Annotated in this window: 20 protein-coding genes; 12 read left to right on the top strand and 8 right to left on the bottom strand. The window is 42.0% G+C overall.

Features of this window, described 5'->3' with window-relative positions; genetic code table 11:
- Positions 1 to 195: 195 nt before the first annotated feature.
- Both brnQ and HMPREF2685_RS05930 read right to left on the bottom strand, forming a co-directional pair.
- The gene (brnQ, locus tag HMPREF2685_RS05935; RefSeq protein WP_070465875.1) at positions 196 to 1,512 is read right to left on the bottom strand and encodes a branched-chain amino acid transport system II carrier protein; all 1,317 of its coding nucleotides are present in this window, start codon (positions 1,510 to 1,512) and stop codon (positions 196 to 198) included.
- A 145-nt stretch (positions 1,513 to 1,657) separates the two neighbouring features.
- The gene (locus HMPREF2685_RS05930) at positions 1,658 to 2,212 is read right to left on the bottom strand and encodes a GNAT family N-acetyltransferase (protein ID WP_031576258.1); all 555 of its coding nucleotides are present in this window, start codon (positions 2,210 to 2,212) and stop codon (positions 1,658 to 1,660) included.
- A 96-nt stretch (positions 2,213 to 2,308) separates the two neighbouring features.
- Here HMPREF2685_RS05930 and HMPREF2685_RS05925 point away from each other — a divergent pair, with 96 nt between their 5' ends.
- On the top strand, positions 2,309 to 3,652 hold the full coding sequence (locus HMPREF2685_RS05925; protein WP_049484040.1) for an MATE family efflux transporter: 1,344 nt from the start codon (positions 2,309 to 2,311) through the stop codon (positions 3,650 to 3,652).
- Between the two features lie 68 nt (positions 3,653 to 3,720).
- Here the strand turns inward: HMPREF2685_RS05925 and HMPREF2685_RS05920 are convergent, their stop codons facing one another.
- Positions 3,721 to 5,391: a formate--tetrahydrofolate ligase gene (locus tag HMPREF2685_RS05920; RefSeq protein WP_049485605.1), complete on the bottom strand. Its 1,671-nt coding sequence runs from the start codon at positions 5,389 to 5,391 to the stop codon at positions 3,721 to 3,723.
- A gap of 175 nt (positions 5,392 to 5,566) precedes the next feature.
- On the opposite strand from HMPREF2685_RS05920, the gene HMPREF2685_RS05915 reads away from it, so the two are divergent.
- The 5 genes from HMPREF2685_RS05915 (at position 5,567) to HMPREF2685_RS05895 (ending at position 9,821) form a co-directional block, all read left to right on the top strand.
- Positions 5,567 to 6,244, top strand: a complete 678-nt coding sequence (locus tag HMPREF2685_RS05915) for a phosphopantothenate--cysteine ligase (protein WP_024056115.1) — start codon at positions 5,567 to 5,569, stop codon at positions 6,242 to 6,244.
- Between the two features lie 10 nt (positions 6,245 to 6,254).
- Positions 6,255 to 6,794 (top strand): phosphopantothenoylcysteine decarboxylase, encoded by a 540-nt coding sequence (gene coaC, locus HMPREF2685_RS05910; RefSeq protein ID WP_024056114.1) that lies wholly within the window; start codon positions 6,255 to 6,257, stop codon positions 6,792 to 6,794.
- Positions 6,791 to 7,351, top strand: coding sequence for an ECF transporter S component (locus HMPREF2685_RS05905; RefSeq protein WP_024056113.1), 561 nt, complete (start codon positions 6,791 to 6,793; stop codon positions 7,349 to 7,351). The genes coaC and HMPREF2685_RS05905 overlap by 4 nt, the downstream gene beginning before the upstream one ends.
- 150 nt (positions 7,352 to 7,501) lie before the next feature.
- Positions 7,502 to 9,217: a phospho-sugar mutase gene (locus HMPREF2685_RS05900; protein ID WP_049499034.1), complete on the top strand. Its 1,716-nt coding sequence runs from the start codon at positions 7,502 to 7,504 to the stop codon at positions 9,215 to 9,217.
- A 256-nt stretch (positions 9,218 to 9,473) separates the two neighbouring features.
- Complete coding sequence (locus tag HMPREF2685_RS05895; protein WP_023918049.1) at positions 9,474 to 9,821, top strand: DUF6568 family protein; 348 nt, start codon at positions 9,474 to 9,476, stop codon at positions 9,819 to 9,821.
- 27 nt (positions 9,822 to 9,848) lie between these two features.
- Here HMPREF2685_RS05895 and mutY read toward each other — a convergent pair whose 3' ends face one another.
- The 5 genes from mutY to HMPREF2685_RS05870 form a co-directional block, all read right to left on the bottom strand.
- Positions 9,849 to 11,003 carry an A/G-specific adenine glycosylase gene (gene mutY / locus HMPREF2685_RS05890; protein WP_049484046.1) on the bottom strand — a complete coding sequence of 385 codons (1,155 nt, stop codon included), beginning with the start codon at positions 11,001 to 11,003 and terminating at the stop codon, positions 9,849 to 9,851.
- A 92-nt stretch (positions 11,004 to 11,095) separates the two neighbouring features.
- A complete protein-coding gene (gene pta, locus HMPREF2685_RS05885) occupies positions 11,096 to 12,070 on the bottom strand; it encodes a phosphate acetyltransferase (protein ID WP_049484047.1) in 975 nt (324 codons plus the stop codon).
- A 21-nt stretch (positions 12,071 to 12,091) separates the two neighbouring features.
- Complete coding sequence (locus HMPREF2685_RS05880; RefSeq protein WP_049484048.1) at positions 12,092 to 12,985, bottom strand: RluA family pseudouridine synthase; 894 nt, start codon at positions 12,983 to 12,985, stop codon at positions 12,092 to 12,094.
- Positions 12,982 to 13,800, bottom strand: coding sequence for an NAD kinase (locus HMPREF2685_RS05875; protein WP_282184817.1), 819 nt, complete (start codon positions 13,798 to 13,800; stop codon positions 12,982 to 12,984). Before HMPREF2685_RS05875 ends, HMPREF2685_RS05880 begins: the two co-directional genes overlap by 4 nt.
- The gene (locus HMPREF2685_RS05870; RefSeq protein WP_009730977.1) at positions 13,784 to 14,455 is read right to left on the bottom strand and encodes a GTP diphosphokinase; all 672 of its coding nucleotides are present in this window, start codon (positions 14,453 to 14,455) and stop codon (positions 13,784 to 13,786) included. The genes HMPREF2685_RS05875 and HMPREF2685_RS05870 overlap by 17 nt, the downstream gene beginning before the upstream one ends.
- Positions 14,456 to 14,549: 94 nt before the next feature.
- Between HMPREF2685_RS05870 and HMPREF2685_RS05865 the strand changes: the two genes are divergently transcribed.
- The 6 genes from HMPREF2685_RS05865 (at position 14,550) to HMPREF2685_RS05840 (ending at position 18,609) form a co-directional block, all read left to right on the top strand.
- On the top strand, positions 14,550 to 15,107 hold the full coding sequence (locus HMPREF2685_RS05865) for a CYTH domain-containing protein (protein WP_049523196.1): 558 nt from the start codon (positions 14,550 to 14,552) through the stop codon (positions 15,105 to 15,107).
- A gap of 72 nt (positions 15,108 to 15,179) precedes the next feature.
- A complete protein-coding gene (locus HMPREF2685_RS05860) occupies positions 15,180 to 16,136 on the top strand; it encodes a ribose-phosphate diphosphokinase (RefSeq protein WP_003007186.1) in 957 nt (318 codons plus the stop codon).
- A 9-nt stretch (positions 16,137 to 16,145) separates the two neighbouring features.
- Complete coding sequence (locus HMPREF2685_RS05855) at positions 16,146 to 17,258, top strand: cysteine desulfurase family protein (RefSeq protein WP_049485620.1); 1,113 nt, start codon at positions 16,146 to 16,148, stop codon at positions 17,256 to 17,258.
- A gap of 9 nt (positions 17,259 to 17,267) precedes the next feature.
- Complete coding sequence (locus HMPREF2685_RS05850) at positions 17,268 to 17,615, top strand: DUF1831 domain-containing protein (protein WP_009730974.1); 348 nt, start codon at positions 17,268 to 17,270, stop codon at positions 17,613 to 17,615.
- A gap of 1 nt (position 17,616) precedes the next feature.
- Positions 17,617 to 17,832 (top strand): DUF4649 family protein, encoded by a 216-nt coding sequence (locus HMPREF2685_RS05845; RefSeq protein ID WP_049484051.1) that lies wholly within the window; start codon positions 17,617 to 17,619, stop codon positions 17,830 to 17,832.
- 129 nt (positions 17,833 to 17,961) lie between these two features.
- Entirely contained in the window at positions 17,962 to 18,609 is a 648-nt protein-coding gene (locus tag HMPREF2685_RS05840; RefSeq protein WP_003007178.1) for a redox-sensing transcriptional repressor Rex, read from the top strand.
- Positions 18,610 to 18,655 lie beyond the last annotated feature (46 nt).

Here is an 18,655-nt window from a genome sequence, read left to right as displayed (position 1 = left end):
CTTTCCGCCGTGAGAAAAGTGCTAGAAACAGTGATGTTTCTAGCACTCGGGAGTTTTGAAACCTTAGATTCAAAACTAAGTCATGGAACTTCTATGAAGTTCGCTGACGTCCGTACTCACCTAAGGAAAGTTTCTAAGAAGATATTATCTTCAATCTATTTCTAAAGCATAAAACTTTAGAGTTTCTAATATAACTTATTCTTCTGCCGTTTGTTTATTTGGTAATACGAGCGATAAAAGAATTCCGATAACTACTGGCACTAACCATGGAAGAGATTGAGCCGCAAATGGAAGCAAAGCAATCCACTTTTCTACAAGTGAAATCTTAAAGGTACTTGCCAGAACACTCGCAACAGAGACAAAGCTGGCCAAGAAAATAGTCAGTTGCATTCCTGGTTTTGAAAGAGCCACAAATTTATTCACTATCACAAGCAATACAATGGTAATGGTGATTGGGTAAAGAATCATCAAGACTGGCAATGAGAAAGCAATAATGGCATTCAAGCCAAGGTTTGCAATCGCAAAACCAATCAAAGTGAAGACACTTGCATAGACCTTGTAAGAAACCTTAGGGAAGGTGCTTTGGAAGAATTCACTGGTAGAGACGATTAAACCAGCAGTTGTGGTAAAGCAAGTTACCGTCACCATTCCTGCTAGGAAAATCTGAGCAGTCGGACCAAAGATCGCTTTGATCGCTTCTGATAATACATACACCCCTTTATTGCTATCAGATGCCATAACAGAAGCTGGAATAGGAAAATGATTCCCCAGATATCCTAAACCGATATACAGCACACTAAAACCAAGGGCTACAACAATTCCAACCAACCAAATAGTCTTGATGTATTCTCTCTTACTTGAAAATCCAAGTTGATTCAAGGTAGTCACTGCGATCACACTAAAGGCAACAGATGCCAAGGCATCCAAGGTATTGTACCCCTCTAAAAATCCTTGCCCAAAGGCAGATGCCTGATAGGCTTTTGTGGCCACCATTGGAGCGTGTCCACTATATTTAAGAGCTCCAAGAACGACCAAGATCAAAATGAGAATCGCAAAGATCGGGGTCAATATACGACCAATCCGATCTAGAATCTTAGATGGATTCAAAGCAATCAGAAAGGCTAGCAAAAAGTAGACCAGGGTAAAAATGAAAAGTGCTAAACTGGCATTCATTCCACCTAATAAGGGGGCTATCCCCACTTCGAAAGATACCGTCGCCGTTCTTGGAATGGCAAAGAAAGGACCAATCGAAAGATAAAGCGCAACTAAGTATACAATCGCGAAAACAGGTGAAATCTTACGAGAAATCTCATCAATATATCCTTTGGGATTAAGTGTACCGATAATCAAGGTCACAATGGCAATTCCCACGCCTGAAAGGACAAACCCAGCAATAGCTGGCCAAAATTGATTACCCGATAAAGCACCAAGAGCCGGTGGGAAAATCAGGTTTCCAGCACCAAAAAAAATACCAAACAGTAATAAACCTGTCAGGGAACCTTTTCGTAACATACGATCTCCTTAAAAAGTAATAAGTTTTACTTTATCAAAATTATGGCACTGATGCAACTAATGTGCATACTCATTTAGGAACCCTCATCAAAATTAAATAAAAAATGGAGATTCTAGTTTTCCCTAGAGATTCTCCATCTTTTTTCTAGTGGTCACTAAAGCGTCTATATTTAATGCGGAAATCGAAATAATTTTCTTCCTGCAGTTTACGGAAAATATCGCGATAAGCCTCTTCGTCAAAGTGGTCACCCCGATAGAGAATTTCAAAGCTAAGTCCTTCGTATTCTAAAAAGGCATTGGCAGTTTTAAATCCATTTCGCTTATAGAAATCCATCCGAGACTGACGTTGCTCTAGATTGTCACATTCTTCATCTAAACGTTCCACTTCAAGAATCATGGTTCTTTGGTAAAATTCTACCAATTTTTCAATGATTTCTTGACCATAACCGTGGCTACGTAGGTGGGGCATAATGGCAAAGAAGCTAACATAAAAAGCTTTCTGATTATAGATAGAAAAAGCAAATCCGACAAATTCTTCTTCGTTATAAAAAGCAAAAAAATTAGCATCGTCATTGTCCGTATAACGCAGGTATTCCGACAAAGGGACTCGCTCTTCTTCTGGGAATGCCTCGATATTCAGCCTCTCGACCTTGTCCAGATCTGGGAACGTTTCAGTGATTAATTGGCTGGTTAAGCTCATAAAAGCCTCCTTTTCTGCCCTGATTATACCAAAAAATGTAAGGGCCTTCAACTATCGACGCTTGTCGCTGGTTCCTGAAGTTGGTATAATGACACTATGAAAAGAATTCAACGTGTGGACCTCATAGATGGTCCTATTTTACCCGCTCTATTGAGTTTTGCCTTTCCTATTCTTTTGTCCAATATCTTTCAACAACTCTACAATACCTCGGATGTTATGATTGTAGGGCGTTTTTTAGGTCAAAAATCATTGGCTGCCGTTGGAGCAACCTCTGCCATATTTGATTTGATCGTTGGATTTGCTGTCGGTGTCGGCAATGGGATGGGCATTATTATCGCAAGAAATTATGGAGCCAAAAACGAGGACCAATTACGAAAATCTGTCGCAGCAACTGCTGTTATTGGTAACATCCTCAGTCTCTTTGTGATCTTCATTGGTGCCGTGGGGCTTTATCCAATGCTCCAATTTTTAGGGACCCCATCAGCTATTGTAGCTCAGTCTTATCTCTATATCTCCACTATTGTCAATGGTGTAGCTGTGACCTTTGCCTATAATCTTTGTGCTGGACTTCTTCGAGCGGTTGGCGATAGCCTAGCAGCACTCTATTTCTTGATTATCGCTGCCATTCTCAATATTCTTCTTGATCTTTATTTTATTACCCAACTTCATCTTGGAGTTCAATCTGCTGGGATTGCGACCATCATCGCCCAGGGTATTTCGGCCCTTCTTTGTCTTCTCTATATTCGTAAGAAGGTCCCTTTTCTGCTCCCGCATCGCAAGGATTTTGTTTGGGACAAGGAGCTTTATCAGGATCTGCTAAGTCAGGGCCTTGCCATGGGCCTCATGACTTCCATCGTTTCGATTGGAACGGTTATCCTCCAATCCGCTATTAATCAGCTTGGAACAACCATTATCAGTGCACAGGTCGCAGCCCGTCGTATCATGTCCTTTGCCGTTTTACCGATTACAGCTATCGCCTCAAGTATCACAACCTTTATCTCGCAGAATTTTGGCGCAGAGCAATTCCAGCGGATCAAAAAAGGCGTTACCATTGCCAACCTTCTTTCTTGGGTTTGGTCTGTCTTGGTTGCTGCTCTTCTATTCTTCACAAGTCCGTCTTTAACCAGCTTTATTTCCGGCTCGACAAATCCTGATCTCATTGCAAATGCCAGTCTTTATCTCCAGATCAGCTCTTGCTTTTATCCTATTTTGGCGAGTCTCATCATCCTGAGAAATGCCCTACAGGGAATGGGTAAAAAATTAACCCCACTCACATCCAGTTTTATTGAATTGTTTGGAAAAATTTTCTTCGTTCTGTGGATTATTCCTCACACCGGCTACATGGGGGTCATTCTCTGCGAACCCCTTATCTGGATTCCCATGACCCTACAGCTCATCATAATCTATCGAAAAATCAGGTACCAACTCCTTACTGAATAATGATAGATTAACAAGACCAAAACAACTTCTGCTCATTTGAACAGAAGTTGTTTTTAGATATCTAGCTATTAGAACAAACCGATGGCTGTTCCATCAGCAGCCACATCCATATTCAAAGCAGCTGGACGTTTTGGTAAACCAGGCATGGTCATCACATCCCCAGTCAAAGCTACAATAAAGCCTGCTCCCAATTTTGGAACCACTTCACGGATAGTGATTTCAAAGTTTTCAGGAGCTCCCAAGGCATTTGGATTATCAGAGAAGCTATATTGTGTTTTGGCCATACAGATTGGCAACTTATCCCAACCATTTTTCACGATTTGGGCAATTTGTGTCTTGGCTTTCTTCTCAAAATTCACCTTAGTACCGCGATAAATTTCTGTAACAATCTTTTCAATTTTTTCTTCAACAGAAAGGTTATTATCATACAAGCGTGTGTAGTTAGCTGGACTTGTTTCGATGGTTTTAACCAAGGTTTCAGCAAGTTCAACTCCACCGTCAGCACCATTCGCCCATACACTCGCAAGCTCAACTGGCACCTCAATTTCAGCACACAATTCTTTCAAAGCAGCAATTTCTGCTTCTGTATCGGTGATAAATTCATTGATGGCAACCACTGCAGGAATGCCAAACTTACGGATATTTTCAACGTGACGTTTCAAGTTGGCAAAACCAGCACGAACAGCCTCTACATTTTCTTCAGTCAAAGCATCCTTGGTCACTCCACCGTTCATCTTAAGAGCTCGGAGAGTCGCTACGATCACAACCGCATCTGGTGATGTAGGCAAGTTTGGAGTTTTAATATCAAGGAATTTTTCAGCGCCAAGGTCAGCCCCAAAACCAGCTTCTGTAATCGTATAGTCGGCTAAATGAAGAGCTGTCGTCGTTGCTAATACAGAGTTACATCCATGGGCGATATTGGCAAATGGACCACCGTGAACAAAGGCAGGTGTACCATAGATGGTTTGAACCAAGTTTGGCTTGATCGCATCTTTGAGGATCAAGGCAAGTGCCCCTTCCACTTCCAAATCACGGACATAGACCGGGCTACGATCAAAACGGTAACCAATCACGATGTTGGCCAAACGACGTTTCAAATCTTCAATATCTGTCGCCAAGCAAAGGATGGCCATGATCTCAGAAGCAACGGTAATATCAAATCCGTCTTCACGCGGAATCCCATTTAAAGTACCGCCAAGACCGACAGAGACATGACGAAGAGCACGGTCATTCAAGTCCACTACCCGTTTCCAGATAATCCGACGTTGGTCAATTCCTAGCTCATTTCCTTGGTGCAAATGATTATCAATCAATGCCGAGAGGGCATTATTAGCCGTTGTGATCGCATGCATATCCCCTGTGAAATGAAGGTTGATGTCTTCCATCGGTAGAACTTGGGCATAGCCACCACCAGCAGCACCACCTTTAATCCCCATAACTGGACCTAAAGAAGGTTCGCGAATGGCAATCATGGTTTTTTTACCGATTTTATTCAAAGCATCTGCTAAACCAATGGTGATGGTTGATTTCCCTTCTCCAGCTGGAGTTGGGTTGATCGCAGTGACTAAGATAAGTTTTCCTACTGGATTTTTCTCAACTTCATGAATCTTATCAAAGCTCAATTTTGCCTTGTATTTTCCATACAATTCAAGATCATCGTCAACCAAATCAATTTTCTTCACAACGTCCACAATCGGTTGGAGTTCAATGCTTTGAGCAATTTCGATATCTGTTTTCATAAGGGACTCCTTTATATTTGATAGATCTATTATACCTAAAATTCGCGAAAATAACATGGTTTTTCCACCTTTTGAATCGAACGTTCGTTTTTTATCTAAATTTTATGGCTATACATAGTTAATCCTAATAGCTTCAGAACTTTACTTACGTATCTTTTTTGTGTAAAATAAGCATATGCATATTTTAATTACATCAGGTGGGACGAGCGAAGCCATTGATAGTGTTCGTTCGATCACCAATCATTCCACCGGGAGCCTAGGGAAAATCCTTGCAGAAATGGCTCTTGCAAAGGGACATCAGGTGACCTTGATCACAACGCCTACCGCGCTTAAACCCGATCCTCACCCACAGCTTCGACTTCTATTGATCCAGAATGTCGAAGAACTTCTCGCACAAATGAAAACGGAAGTCCCTCAACATCAGGTTTTGATTCACGCTATGGCTGTTTCAGACTACACACCTGTTTACATGACAGGCCTTGATGAAGTTGAGAAAGCTCAAGACCTTCATAGCTTTATCCATCGCGAAAATCAGGAAGCTAAAATCTCTTCCAAAGAAGAATACCAAGTACTCTTTCTAAAGAAAAATCCGAAGATTATCTCGCTCGTCAAAGAATGGAACCCTGCTATTCAACTGATCGGCTTTAAGCTATTAGTCGACGTTTCTTCTGAAGAGTTGATCCAGGTAGCACGTGAAAGCCTGGTTAAAAATCATGCCAGCATGATCGTTGCCAATGATCTGACCAAGATTCAGAACGGTCAGCATCAAGCCTATCTAGTAACAGATGATCACGTTCTAGAAGCTTCTACGAAAACAGAAATCGCAGAGGCTATCCTACGTTATATCAAATAAAAAGGTACATATGACACACATTACTTTAGCGGTTACCGGTAGTATTTCCGCCTATAAGGCTGCTGATATTACCAGCCAACTAACCAAATTGGGATTTGAAGTGAAGGTCCTCATGACTCCTTCAGCCCAAAAATTTATCACCCCTTTAACCTTGCAAGTTCTTTCAAAAAATCCAGTAGGCCTAGAGGTTATGGTGGAAGACGATCCACAGCGGATCGAGCACATCGACATTGGGAAAGAAACTGACCTCTTTCTTGTAGCGCCGGCCAGTGCCAACACCATTGCTAAATTGGCCATGGGACTTGCAGATAATATGGTCACAAGCACAGCTCTAGCCTTGCCTCAAAGGACTAAAAAATTACTGGCCCCTGCTATGAATACAAAAATGCTAGATCATCCTGCTACCCAACGAAATCTAAAACTCTTACAAGACTATGGTTACCAGATCATCCAACCTCGAGAGGCTACTCTCGCTTGTGGAGATCAAGGTTCTGGAGCTCTAGCCACTGTCGACACTATCATCCAAGCTGTTAAGGAGAATTGTTTATGAGAAAATCAGCCTCTATTTCACGAATTGCCATCTTTTTTGCCGTGATGATCACCATTCACTTTGTGACGTCCTTCATTTTGCAATTTGTCCCATCAGGAATTCAACCAACCTTGGTTCATATTCCTGTCGTGATCGCTTCTATTATCTACGGACCTCGAACTGGAGCAATTCTAGGACTCCTCATGGGACTCTTTAGCCTCACCATGAATACCCTGGTTATAACACCAGCCAGCTATCTCTTTAGTCCCTTTGTCCCTCACGGGAATCTCTACTCCCTTATCATTGCCATAGTCCCTCGGATTCTCATTGGGGTAACCCCTTACTTCGTCTATCGCTGGATTCGCAATCGTACAGGACTTATGATCGCTGGAATTGTCGGCTCTATGACCAATACTGTTTTCGTTCTAAGTGGGATTTATTTCTTCTTTGGAAATAGCTTCGGTGGTGGAATTCAACATTTCCTAGCCTTGATTATATCTACCAACTCTCTCATCGAAGTCATTGCTACAGTCCTCATTACCAGTGCCGTCGTTCCATCTCTTGAAAAATTAAAATAACCTTTCAAGCCAAGACCAATTTATCTTGGCTTTATTTGATGGTGAATTAGCTCTATTTTTTTGAAAAGATTTACATTTATCGCTAGAATTTTCAGAAAAAATTTGCTATAATGTAAGCGATTAAATTATAAGCAAAAAGGAGACGCTTGCATGACCTATCAAGAAAACTACCAAAAATGGCTCGACTTTGCTGAATTACCAGCTTACCTTCGTGATGAGTTGGTCGCAATGGATGAAAAAACAAAAGAAGATGCCTTCTATACCAACCTTGAATTCGGTACAGCTGGTATGCGTGGATTAATCGGTGCTGGTACCAACCGTATTAATATCTATGTTGTTCGCCAAGCAACTGAAGGGTTGGCCCAATTAATCGACTCAAAAGGTGAGGAAGCGAAGAAACGCGGTGTTGCGATCGCCTACGACAGCCGTCACTTCTCTCCTGAGTTTGCTTTTGAATCTGCTCAAGTTTTGGCTGCACACGGAATCAAATCTTATGTATTTGAAAGCCTACGTCCAACACCTGAATTGTCATTTGCTGTTCGTCATCTCCACACATTTGCTGGGATTATGGTAACCGCTAGCCACAACCCTGCTCCGTTTAATGGATATAAGGTATATGGTGAAGACGGTGGACAAATGCCACCTGCAGATGCCGATGCTTTGACAGATTACATCCGTGCTATCGAAAATCCTTTCACTGTACAATTGGCTGACCTTGAAGAAAGCAAAGCTAGTGGCTTGATTGAAGTTATCGGTGAAAACGTCGACGCTGAATACTTGAAAGAAGTGAAAGGCGTTAACATCAACCAAGACTTGATCAATGAATACGGTCGCGACATGAAGATTGTCTACACACCACTTCATGGTACTGGTGAAATGTTGGCTCGTCGTGCTCTTGCCCAAGCTGGATTTGAAGCTGTTCAAGTTGTTGAGGCTCAAGCCGTTCCAGATGCTGACTTCTCAACTGTTAAATCTCCAAACCCTGAAAACCAAGCTGCCTTTGCTCTTGCTGAAGAACTTGGCCGCAAAGTAGACGCTGATGTATTGGTTGCAACTGACCCAGATGCTGACCGCCTTGGTGTTGAAATCCGCCAACCAGATGGTTCTTACCTCAACCTTTCTGGTAACCAAATCGGAGCGATCATTGCTAAATACATTCTTGAAGCTCACAAAACAGCTGGTACCCTTCCTGCCAATGCTGCCCTCTGTAAATCAATCGTATCAACTGAGTTGGTGACTAAGATTGCAGAAAGCTACGGCGCAACTATGTTTAACGTCTTGACTGGTTTCAAATTTATCGGTGAAAAAATCCATGAATTTGAAACACAACACAACCACACTTACATGCTTGGTTTCGAAGAAAGCTTCGGTTACCTGATCAAACCATTCGTACGTGACAAAGACGCTATCCAAGCCGTTCTTATCGTTGCTGAAATCGCAGCTTACTACCGCTCACGTGGTATGACTTTGGCAGATGGTATCGAAGAAATCTACAAACAATACGGTTACTTCGCAGAAAAAACCATCTCTGTTACCCTTTCAGGTGTGGACGGGGCTGCTGAAATCAAGAAAATTATGGATAAATTCCGTGGCAATGCTCCTAAACAATTTAACAACACAGACATTGCTAAGACAGAAGACTTCTTGGAACAAACAGCTACTACTGCTGACGGCGTTGAAAAATTGACAACTCCTCCAAGCAACGTTCTTAAATACATCTTGGCTGATGATTCATGGTTTGCCGTTCGTCCTTCAGGTACAGAACCAAAAATCAAATTCTACATCGCCACAGTTGGTGAATCTGAAGCAGATGCTAAAGAAAAAATTGCGAATATCGAAGCAGAAATCAATGCTTTTGTAGGCTAAAACATGAGGCTGGGACAAAAGTCCTAGCCTCTCAATTATTTTTGGATTGTCGAGCAAGACGCAGTGGTTGAGTGGGCTCTACTACGCTGATTTCATCAGCTTTTACAGCCCTACTCAACTGTGCGGAGGTGGGACGACGAAATCGAATTCTAACGATAACCGATTTCTGTCCCACTCTCTCTTTCTTTCGTAGCAAATACCAGCGATTTTATAGAAAATATGGCATACTAGACATAGAAGAAAGCGAGGTAATCTCATGGAACAATTTTTAGAAGATATTAAAGATCTTGAAGTCACAACTGTCGCGCGTGCGCAAGAAGCGATCGATCAAAAAGAAACAGCGACCTTCTTTATCGGACGCAAGACTTGCCCTTACTGCCGGAAGTTCGCTGCTAAATTAGCAACTGTCGTAGCTGAAACAAAAGCTCATATCTATTTTATTAATAGTGAAGAACCAAGTCAGCTAGACGCATTACAAGCCTTCCGCTCAACTTACGGCATCCCAACTGTCCCAGGATTTTTACATGTCGAATCTGGTGAAGTCAGTGTTCGTTGCGACTCATCCATGTCTGAAGAAGAAATCAAAGCATTCGCTCATCTATAAAAAAAATAGCTAGAGAATAATCTCTAGCTATTTTTCATTTTCCGTAAAAGTCGTCCAAATCTTTTGCTGGGGTTTAGCAAAAGGATAGTCCGAAAATTCTTCTGGTGTTAACCAAACAGTCGATTCACTTGCTGGTTGCTCTCCTTCTTTTACTAGGCCGTAACGAAGTTGAACCTGCCACTTGCGATGCGAAAAGACATGCTGGACGATAGGATACGATCTGTCCTGCCATTCAATAGCCAAGTCATAGTCTTGTTCAAAGGAAAGAATTTCTGGGTTGACTTCTGCATGACCTTGCCCATTCAGTAGGGATAATTGACCTAGGTTCTCAGATAGGCCATCCACTTCAATCAAGGGGAAATGCCAAAAACCAGATAAAAGCCCTTCTCGCTCATTTTTCTCCAGCAAGTAGCGGCCTTGACTATCCTTGATAATAAAAGCTGTTAGATAGACAGGTACAGGTTTCTTCTTAGGAGCCTTGATGGGATAACGATCCATGGTCCCATGTTGGTAGGACGCACTAAACTCCTTAACAGGACTCTCTTCCGGCCGTGGATTGACTGGCGATTCAATATCGGATCCCAAATCCATCAAAGCCTGATTAAAATCACCCGGCCGGGCCGGATCGATCAAGATTTCCATCATGGTTTGAAAAATCTTGCGATTGGTCGGAACTCCGATATCGTAGTCCACTTCAAACAAACGGGATAGAACACGCATGACATTGCCATCTACTGCTGGCTCTGCTAATCCAAAGGCAATACTAGCAATGGCACCAGCTGTATAAGGCCCAATTCCCTTAAGTTTTGAGATAGCCTCATAGCTTGATGGAAACACACCACCGTGATCTTCCATCATCTGCTGAGCAGCTTTCTGCATGTTGCGAACCCTTGAGTAATAGCCCAAGCCTTCCCATGCTTTTAAGAGCCTTTCTTCAGGAGCTTGAGCCAAATCAGCGACAGTTGGAAACCAGTCCAGAAAGCGCTCATAATAGGGAATAACCGTATCGACACGTGTCTGCTGGAGCATAATCTCTGAGATCCAAATTTTATAAGGATCCTGGGTCCTTCTCCAGGGGAGATCCCGTTTATTGGCATCATACCAGGCTAATAACTTTTCTCGGAAGGAAGCAATTTTTTCATCCTCCCACATGATAATCCCGTAATCTTTTAAATCCATCATATTCCTAGTATACCATAGAACGGCTTAGAGTTTAGAAATTCTGATTTTATAAAGAAAAAGGCTCAAGATCATCCTGAGCCTTTCAATCATTCTTATTGTTCTACTGCTTGTGCCGCTGTAATCAAGGTCAATTTGTACACGTCATCTGAATTACAGCCACGAGAGAGGTCGTTCACTGGTTTGTTCAACCCTTGCAAGACAGGACCTACCGCTGCAAACCCACCCAAACGTTCAGCCATCTTGTATCCAATGTTACCTGCCTCAATACCAGGGAAGATAAAGACATTGGCTTGTCCTGCCACCTTGCTTCCTGGAGCCTTCAAGGCTGCAGTTGCTGGGACAAAGGCTGCGTCAAATTGCAATTCCCCATCAATTTCAAGGTCTGGACGAAGTTCATGAGCAAGCTTAGTCGCTTCAACAACCTTATCAACACTTTCCCCAAAACCAGAGCCTTTGGTTGAATAGCTCAACATGGCAATTTTTGGATCAATGCCAAACATCTTAGCTGTGATAGCAGAGTTGATGGCGATTTCAGCCAAGCCTTCAGCATCTGGATTAATGTTGATGGCACAATCCCCGAACAAGTAGCGTTCGGATCCACGTACCATAAGGAAGGCACCAGAAGTCCGTTTGACATTTGGACGAGTTTTAATAATTTGAAGAGCTGGACGAACCGTTGCAGCTGTTGAGTGAATCGCACCTGACACCATCCCATCAACGATTCCCAGATGTACCAACATGACACCAAAGTAGTTGACATCGTCTTTCAAGATTTGACGTGCTTCTTCTTCTGTCATTTTTCCCTTACGACGATCTACCAAGGAAGCTACCATCTCTTCAAAACCTGGATAAGAATGCGGATCAATGACTTCATATCCATCCAAAACCCCTTCAATTTCAAGGTAAATCCGAATTTTATCCGGATTACCAAGCAAAACAGGGGTTACCTCTGTCTCCTTTACAAGGCGTTTGGTCGCTTGGAGAATACGAGGCTCTTCACCTTCTGGTAATACAATACGTGCATTCTTACCAACGAGGTTGGCTTTGAGATTTTCGAAAACTTCCATGAGTTTTACTCCTTTTAATAATTAATAACTAGTTTGAAGCTGTGTTAATACAGCTTGGAAATCTGGAGGCAGTGGACTTTCTATGACCAATTCTTCCTCTAGAAATGGATGATAATAGGATAGACGATGACAATGAAGGGCTTGGCGCTCAATGCCGTCTTCTAAACTTCCGCCATAGAGATCATCTCCCAAGAGCGGAAAACCAATATGGGAAAAATGAACGCGGATCTGGTGGGTTCGACCTGTGTGTAACTGAATAACCACTAGGTGAATATCACCAAAAGATTGAACAACCTGGTAGCTTGTATGAGCATACTTGCCACCTTTAGCTACCTTTCGGGTGATAATTGAATCTTCATCACGCGCAATCGGAGCAATAATCTCTCCGACAGGATCAAGCTTCCCAGATCCCTTGACCAAGGCATAATAGCGTTTCTGAATCGTTTTAGACTGCAATTGCTTATCCAAGCGAGCATGGGCATAGCCATGTTTGGCAAAGAGCATAACGCCACTTGTATCCTTGTCCAAACGAGTAACAATGTGAACCTGCTGGTTCTCGTAGCCCTGCTTCACATAGTAGCCCTTTACAAAATTTGCTAAGGTATTGGAATGAATCGCACTTGGAATCGATGCGATCCCAAAGGGTTTGTTTAAGACCAAAAAATGATCATCTTCAAACAAAATATCCAAAGGCCGATCCATGGGTTTTAGAGTTTCGAACCCTTCTTCTGCTGGAATATCAATGACCAAGCGATCCCCAATATCCAACAAATAAATCGCATTCTCCGGACGTCCATTGACAAGGATCTTGCCACCACGAAACTTAATCTTTGCTAAGAGCCCCTTAGAAACCTCGTGTTTTTTCAGAAAAGTCTTGACCTTGACATGCTCATCGACAATGAATTCAAATCTCATTCTCTATCATCTCCGATAAAGGCATCCTTGACCCGATTCCAGAAACTGGTATGACTGGAGCTTGCCACGAAATTAATCTTATGGTTGTCGATCTGGTATTCTACCTTTGCAATATTGCGGTAAGAATAGGTTGAATTGTCGACAGAGATAATGTGGAAGCCAGGACGCGTCGGTGTAATCTCGATCTTATCCTTTTTAGGGACAATAACAGAAGAACCCAAGGTACGATAAACACGGTTGTTGAGACTGGCAATTTCCGCAATCTGCAGCGCCTCAATAGTTGGGTGAAGGACTGCTCCTCCCAAGGATTTGTTGTAGGCCGTACTTCCTGTAGGAGTCGAAACTGTAATGCCGTCTCCTCTAAAGCGCTCAAAATCAACTCCATTGATGGTAAGATCGGCAACCATGGTCCGGTCGCTTCTCTTGATTGTTGCTTCATTCAAGGCTCTCATGGTACGGGTTTCCCCATTGTCAAAAGTGATCTTGACATTCAAAATGGGGTAGGAAACCTTGGCTCCAGTATCATATTTTAAGTTCTCAACCAGCTTATCGATTTCACTATCTAAGTAATCCGTATAGAATCCTAAGTGTCCGGTATGGACGCCAACAAAGCGAACTCGATCCAACTGGTGTTCATACTTGTGAAAGGCTGATAGCAACATCCCATCACCACCAATTGAAATCACAATATCCGGATGCTTCTCCGTCAAAATAAAATTATTTTTCCTAAGCTTGTAGCGCAACTGCTGAAAAACCTCTTCACTTTGACGCTTGCGATTGCGAATAATGGATACTTTTTTACCTGTAGTCTTCATCTGTGTCATCACTATTTCCAACGCCATCATTTAACTTACGATGAAGTGGATCAAACAGGGCTTGAGCCTCCTGAATCGCATCCCGAATTGCCCCCATCTCTTCATCCAAGAGATAAGCCAGGTTTGCTGTCGTCTCTAAGCGTTTTTTGATCTCGTCTGGAAAGTCTCCTTTATATTTATAATTGAGCGAGTGTTCAATGGTTGCCCAAAAATTCATGGACAAAGTCCGAATTTGAATCTCTGCTAAGATCGTTTCATTTCCATCAATGGTATCGACCGGGTACTCGACCACAACGTGGTAACTCCGGTAGCCACTTGATTTCTTATGGCGGATGTAGTCTCGCTCTTGGACCACGTGCATATCCTGCCGTTGTCTCAGAACCTCTAGGATCTCTTCGACGTCATCTACGAACTGGACCATGATGCGAAGACCAGCAATATCTTGCATATCCTGAGCCAAATTTTCTTCAGAAATATTTCTTCGGATCATCTTTTCGCGGATGCTCTCAATCGGCTTGACCCGTCCTGTGACAAACTCAATTGGAGAATGCTTTTGTTGCTTACGATATTGCTTACGAATCCCACGCAGTTTGATTTTTAATTCCCCAACTGCTTGGATATAAGGATCTAAGAAGTTTTCCCAATCAATTGCCATCCTACCACCTTGTAATCTGAACCATTTTTGTATACAATAAACACATCTCTTATTATATCATGAATCGCTTTCGAAAAAAAGCAAAGGACTACAAATGAACCATTTAGAAATTGAATACAAAACCTTGCTAGATAAGGAGGAATACCAATCCCTCCTTCCACTTTTTGCTGATACAGAATTGGTTGTCCAAACCAATCACTATATCGATACCCCCGACCAGCTCATGCGTAAGGAAAAAATGGCTTTGCGGGTGCGTACTTTCACAGATCAAGCTGAATTGACTCTCAAGGTTCCTGAAGCAGTTGGCCATTTCGAGTACAATCAAGACCTCAGCCCAGAAGAAACCGAAGCGATCCTTCAACACCAACAGTTTCCTGACGGGGAAATCAAAAACCTCTTGATATCTAAAGAAATCCCTGTTGAGCAACTCGCTGTCTGGGGAAGCCTAACAACAGAACGCTTCGAAAAAGAAACAGCTGCAGGATTGGTGGCACTAGACCACAGTCTCTATTTAGACACTGAAGATTATGAATTAGAAATCGAGGTCGAAACTGCTGAGCAGGAAGAAAATTTCCATCAGTTCATCAAAGAGCATGGAATCGTCTACAAAGCAGCAAAAAATAAAATCGCTAGATTAGCGGAAAGATTGTAAAATAGCTGAAATTATCGCAAATTTTTGCTAAAATAGTGCTAAGATTAAAAATCTAAATGAGGTTGGAATCACATGTCAGATAAAAAAAATATGAAGCTCTTCTCTCTCAATTCAAACCCAGAGATTGCGCAAAAAATCGCGGATCATGCTGGGGTTCCACTTGGGAAAATTTCATCCCGTCAGTTTTCAGATGGTGAAATCCAAGTCAATATTGAGGAAAGTGTTCGTGGATATGATATTTATATCATTCAATCAACCAGTTTTCCTGTTAACAATCACTTGATGGAATTGTTAATCATGGTGGATGCTTGCCAACGGGCTAGCGCAAACACCGTCAATGTGGTCATGCCTTATTTTGGCTATGCTCGCCAAGACCGAACTGCTGCTCCTCGCGAACCAATCACAGCTAAGCTCGTCGCAAACATGTTGGTCAAAGCTGGGGTGGATCGCGTCGTCACACTGGATCTCCATGCAGTGCAAGTTCAAGGTTTCTTCGATATTGCCGTAGATAACCTCTTTACCATTCCACTTTTTGCAGAGCACTACATCAACAAAGGTCTAACTGGTCCTGATGTTGTAGTCGTCAGCCCTAAAAACTCAGGTGTTAAACGGGCTCGTAGTTTAGCTGAATATCTTGATGCACCGATTGCGATCATTGATTACGAGCAAGATGATGCAAACCGTGATTATGGCTATATTATCGGGGATGTCAAAGATAAGAAAGCGATCTTGATTGACGATATCCTCAATACTGGTAAGACATTCTCAGAAGCTGCGAAAATCGTCGAACGCGAAGGTGCTACTGAAATTTATGCTGTATCAAGCCATGGTTTATTTGTAAAAGGAGCTGTTGAATTATTAGACCAAGCTCCGATCAAAGAAATCTTAGTAACCGATTCTGTTGCTCCAAATGGACCAACACCAAAAAATATTAACTATCTAACAGCTAGCGAACTGATCGCTGAAGCTATTGTTCGCATTCAAGAAAGAAAACCTGTTAGTCCTCTATTTGCCTACCACAAGAAATAAGGTCTTAATGTGATATATTTTGATAATGCCGCAACAACTCCCCTTCTACCTGAAGTCATTGATAAAATGTCTGAAACTATGAAGACCACTTTTGGAAATCCATCGAGCCTTCATGCTCATGGACGGATGGCTAGTAAACTCCTCCGAGAATCTCGCGAGCAGATTGCTCAGTCTCTCCATACTCTTCCAAATCGTATTTTCTTCACTTCAGGTGGATCAGAAAGTAATAATACCGTTATAAAAGGCTACTGCTTGAAACACCAAGCAGATGGCAAACACATCATTACGACCGCTTTGGAACACCATGCGGTTCTCGAACCCATCGAATACCTTGTAGAACGTTTCGGATTTGAAGTTACGATCGTCCAACCAAGAGATGGACGCATTCAGGCTAGTGATATCAAGGCTGCACTTAGACCGGATACCATTCTTGTCTCTACCATGTTTGCCAATAACGAGACAGGCGATCTTCTACCGATTAAAAAAATCGGAGAATTCTTAAAAGATCATCCAGCTGCCTTTCACGTTGATGCGGTCCAAGCAATCGGAAAGGTCCCTGTCTATCCCGAAGAGTTGGGAATTGATTTTCTCAGTGCTTCTGCCCACAAATTCCACGGACCAAAGGGAGTCGGCTTCCTTTATGCAGCCGTCCCAGATTTTGATAATCTCATCCATGGTGGGGATCAGGAAAGTAAGATGAGAGCCAGCACGGAAAATCTTATTTCTATTGTCGGGATGGCAACCGCGCTTCAGCAAGCTACACTTCATCAAGAAGAAAATTTCAACCAGGTTCAAAAACTCGGCCAAGAGCTAGTCAATGGTTTAGCAGCCTACGACTACTACGTAAATGCGAATGACGATCATCTTCCATTTGTTTGGAACCTTGGCTTTCCGGGTTTCCAAAATGACGTTTTACTGATGCGACTCGATCTTGCTGGAATTTCTGTCTCTACAGGTTCTGCTTGTACCGCTGGTACAGTTCAACCCAGCCATGTCCTTGAGGCGCTCTATGGAAAAGATAGCTCACGCCTAAAAGAATCCCTTCGAATTAGTTTTTCAGAACTCAATACCATAGAGGAGGTCCAAGACTTCCTCACAAAACTTAAAGAAATTTTATTATAGGAGAACAATATGGCTTTTGAAACAAGTGTTTCATTGAAAGACTGCAAATATACCTATAGTCTACACCCAAATGTTAAAAAATATACCTTACGTGACAATACATTCGCTGTTACAAAAGTTGGAAATTACGAGTTAAATCGTTTGCTCGAAGCCGTTCCAAATAGCGGCGAAGGCTTCCTACTTAAAATTATTTTCAATAAAGATTTGACAGGTTTTAAGATCAATATTACAGACAAGTCTGGACTTCGCCTGGTTAATATCTTTAAAAATCCAGAAAATGACATTATCCAACAAAAATTCTATTTCTTAATGGATAGTCTTGTCGAAAGAGAAATTTTCAACAAAACAGAGGCCTAATATGGTAACCTTAACTTATATCGACGCTTACCAAGTAGAACGAACAACTACTTATCCCAACCTTGCAGCCTGCATTCTAGCTTTTTCAGGCTGTGTAACCTTGCCTGACTCTTACTCAATCGTATCCATTGAATACAAGGGGAAAAAGCTCCCCTATACAGGGCGAGTCGATGGACTCTATGCTTTTTTGAAAAAGGTAGAACAAGCTGAAAACTAAGCTGATGCTGATGGAACTCTCCATCGCCATCAGCTTTTTCTTTAGACAAAAATATTTTTGAAAAACCGCTCTAGATAGTTGATTTTTTCACAATCTTCCTATACAATAAAAGGGAAAGGTTGTGATATTGTGAAACATGATAAAAATACTCCAATTCCACGCGCAACAGCAAAACGCTTATCGCTCTACTACCGCATTTTTAAACGCTTTAACTCTGAAAAAATAGAGCGCGCCAATTCCAAGCAAATTGCTGATGCAATTGGGATTGACTCTGCTACCGTTCGCCGAGATTTTTCTTATTTTGGTGAATTAGGAAGACGGGGATTTGGTTATGACGTAAAAAAACTGATGAACTTCTTTGCCGATCTTTTAAATGATAATGCCATTACCAATGTCGCTATTGTGGGGATCGGAAATATGGGAAGTGCGCTCCTCAATTATCGCTTCCATGAACGCAATAAGATGAAAATTGTCATGGCTTTTGATGTAGATGATCATGAACTGATTAATACCAAAAGTAAGGATGGGATCCCCATTTATGGGATTTCTACGATCAAAGAAAAGCTCAAACAAGAAGACATTCAAACAGCAATTTTAACTGTCCCAAGTATTAAAGCGCAGGAAGTTGCTAGTCTTTTAGTAGATGCCGGTGTCAAAGGAATTCTAAGCTTTTCTCCGGTCCATCTGACAGTTCCTAAAGACGTTGTTGTCCAATATGTCGATCTCACTAGTGAATTGCAAACACTCCTTTATTTCATGCGAAAAAACGAAGAATAAAGACTTATAGTTTAACAAGAAAAGAGGCTGGGACAAAAGTCCTAGC

The organism is Streptococcus sp. HMSC074F05, assembly GCF_001808725.1.
Taxonomy (GTDB): Bacteria; Bacillota; Bacilli; order Lactobacillales; family Streptococcaceae; genus Streptococcus; species Streptococcus parasanguinis_I.
Note: the sequence above shows the minus strand (reverse complement) of the source record. Positions and strands in the feature narration are given on the sequence as shown.

Excerpts from the sequence above, each read along its gene's own strand:
- brnQ (WP_070465875.1), bottom strand. The coding sequence starts at position 1,512 with ATGTTACGAAAAGGTTCCCTGACAGGTTTATTACTGTTTGGTATTTTT.
- HMPREF2685_RS05930 (WP_031576258.1), bottom strand. The coding sequence starts at position 2,212 with ATGAGCTTAACCAGCCAATTAATCACTGAAACGTTCCCAGATCTGGAC.
- HMPREF2685_RS05925 (WP_049484040.1), top strand. The coding sequence starts at position 2,309 with ATGAAAAGAATTCAACGTGTGGACCTCATAGATGGTCCTATTTTACCC.
- HMPREF2685_RS05920 (WP_049485605.1), bottom strand. The coding sequence starts at position 5,391 with ATGAAAACAGATATCGAAATTGCTCAAAGCATTGAACTCCAACCGATT.
- HMPREF2685_RS05915 (WP_024056115.1), top strand. The coding sequence starts at position 5,567 with ATGCATATTTTAATTACATCAGGTGGGACGAGCGAAGCCATTGATAGT.
- coaC (WP_024056114.1), top strand. The coding sequence starts at position 6,255 with ATGACACACATTACTTTAGCGGTTACCGGTAGTATTTCCGCCTATAAG.
- HMPREF2685_RS05905 (WP_024056113.1), top strand. The coding sequence starts at position 6,791 with ATGAGAAAATCAGCCTCTATTTCACGAATTGCCATCTTTTTTGCCGTG.
- HMPREF2685_RS05900 (WP_049499034.1), top strand. The coding sequence starts at position 7,502 with ATGACCTATCAAGAAAACTACCAAAAATGGCTCGACTTTGCTGAATTA.
- HMPREF2685_RS05895 (WP_023918049.1), top strand. The coding sequence starts at position 9,474 with ATGGAACAATTTTTAGAAGATATTAAAGATCTTGAAGTCACAACTGTC.
- mutY (WP_049484046.1), bottom strand. The coding sequence starts at position 11,003 with ATGATGGATTTAAAAGATTACGGGATTATCATGTGGGAGGATGAAAAA.
- pta (WP_049484047.1), bottom strand. The coding sequence starts at position 12,070 with ATGGAAGTTTTCGAAAATCTCAAAGCCAACCTCGTTGGTAAGAATGCA.
- HMPREF2685_RS05880 (WP_049484048.1), bottom strand. The coding sequence starts at position 12,985 with ATGAGATTTGAATTCATTGTCGATGAGCATGTCAAGGTCAAGACTTTT.
- HMPREF2685_RS05875 (WP_282184817.1), bottom strand. The coding sequence starts at position 13,800 with ATGAAGACTACAGGTAAAAAAGTATCCATTATTCGCAATCGCAAGCGT.
- HMPREF2685_RS05870 (WP_009730977.1), bottom strand. The coding sequence starts at position 14,455 with ATGGCAATTGATTGGGAAAACTTCTTAGATCCTTATATCCAAGCAGTT.
- HMPREF2685_RS05865 (WP_049523196.1), top strand. The coding sequence starts at position 14,550 with ATGAACCATTTAGAAATTGAATACAAAACCTTGCTAGATAAGGAGGAA.
- HMPREF2685_RS05860 (WP_003007186.1), top strand. The coding sequence starts at position 15,180 with ATGTCAGATAAAAAAAATATGAAGCTCTTCTCTCTCAATTCAAACCCA.
- HMPREF2685_RS05850 (WP_009730974.1), top strand. The coding sequence starts at position 17,268 with ATGGCTTTTGAAACAAGTGTTTCATTGAAAGACTGCAAATATACCTAT.
- HMPREF2685_RS05845 (WP_049484051.1), top strand. The coding sequence starts at position 17,617 with ATGGTAACCTTAACTTATATCGACGCTTACCAAGTAGAACGAACAACT.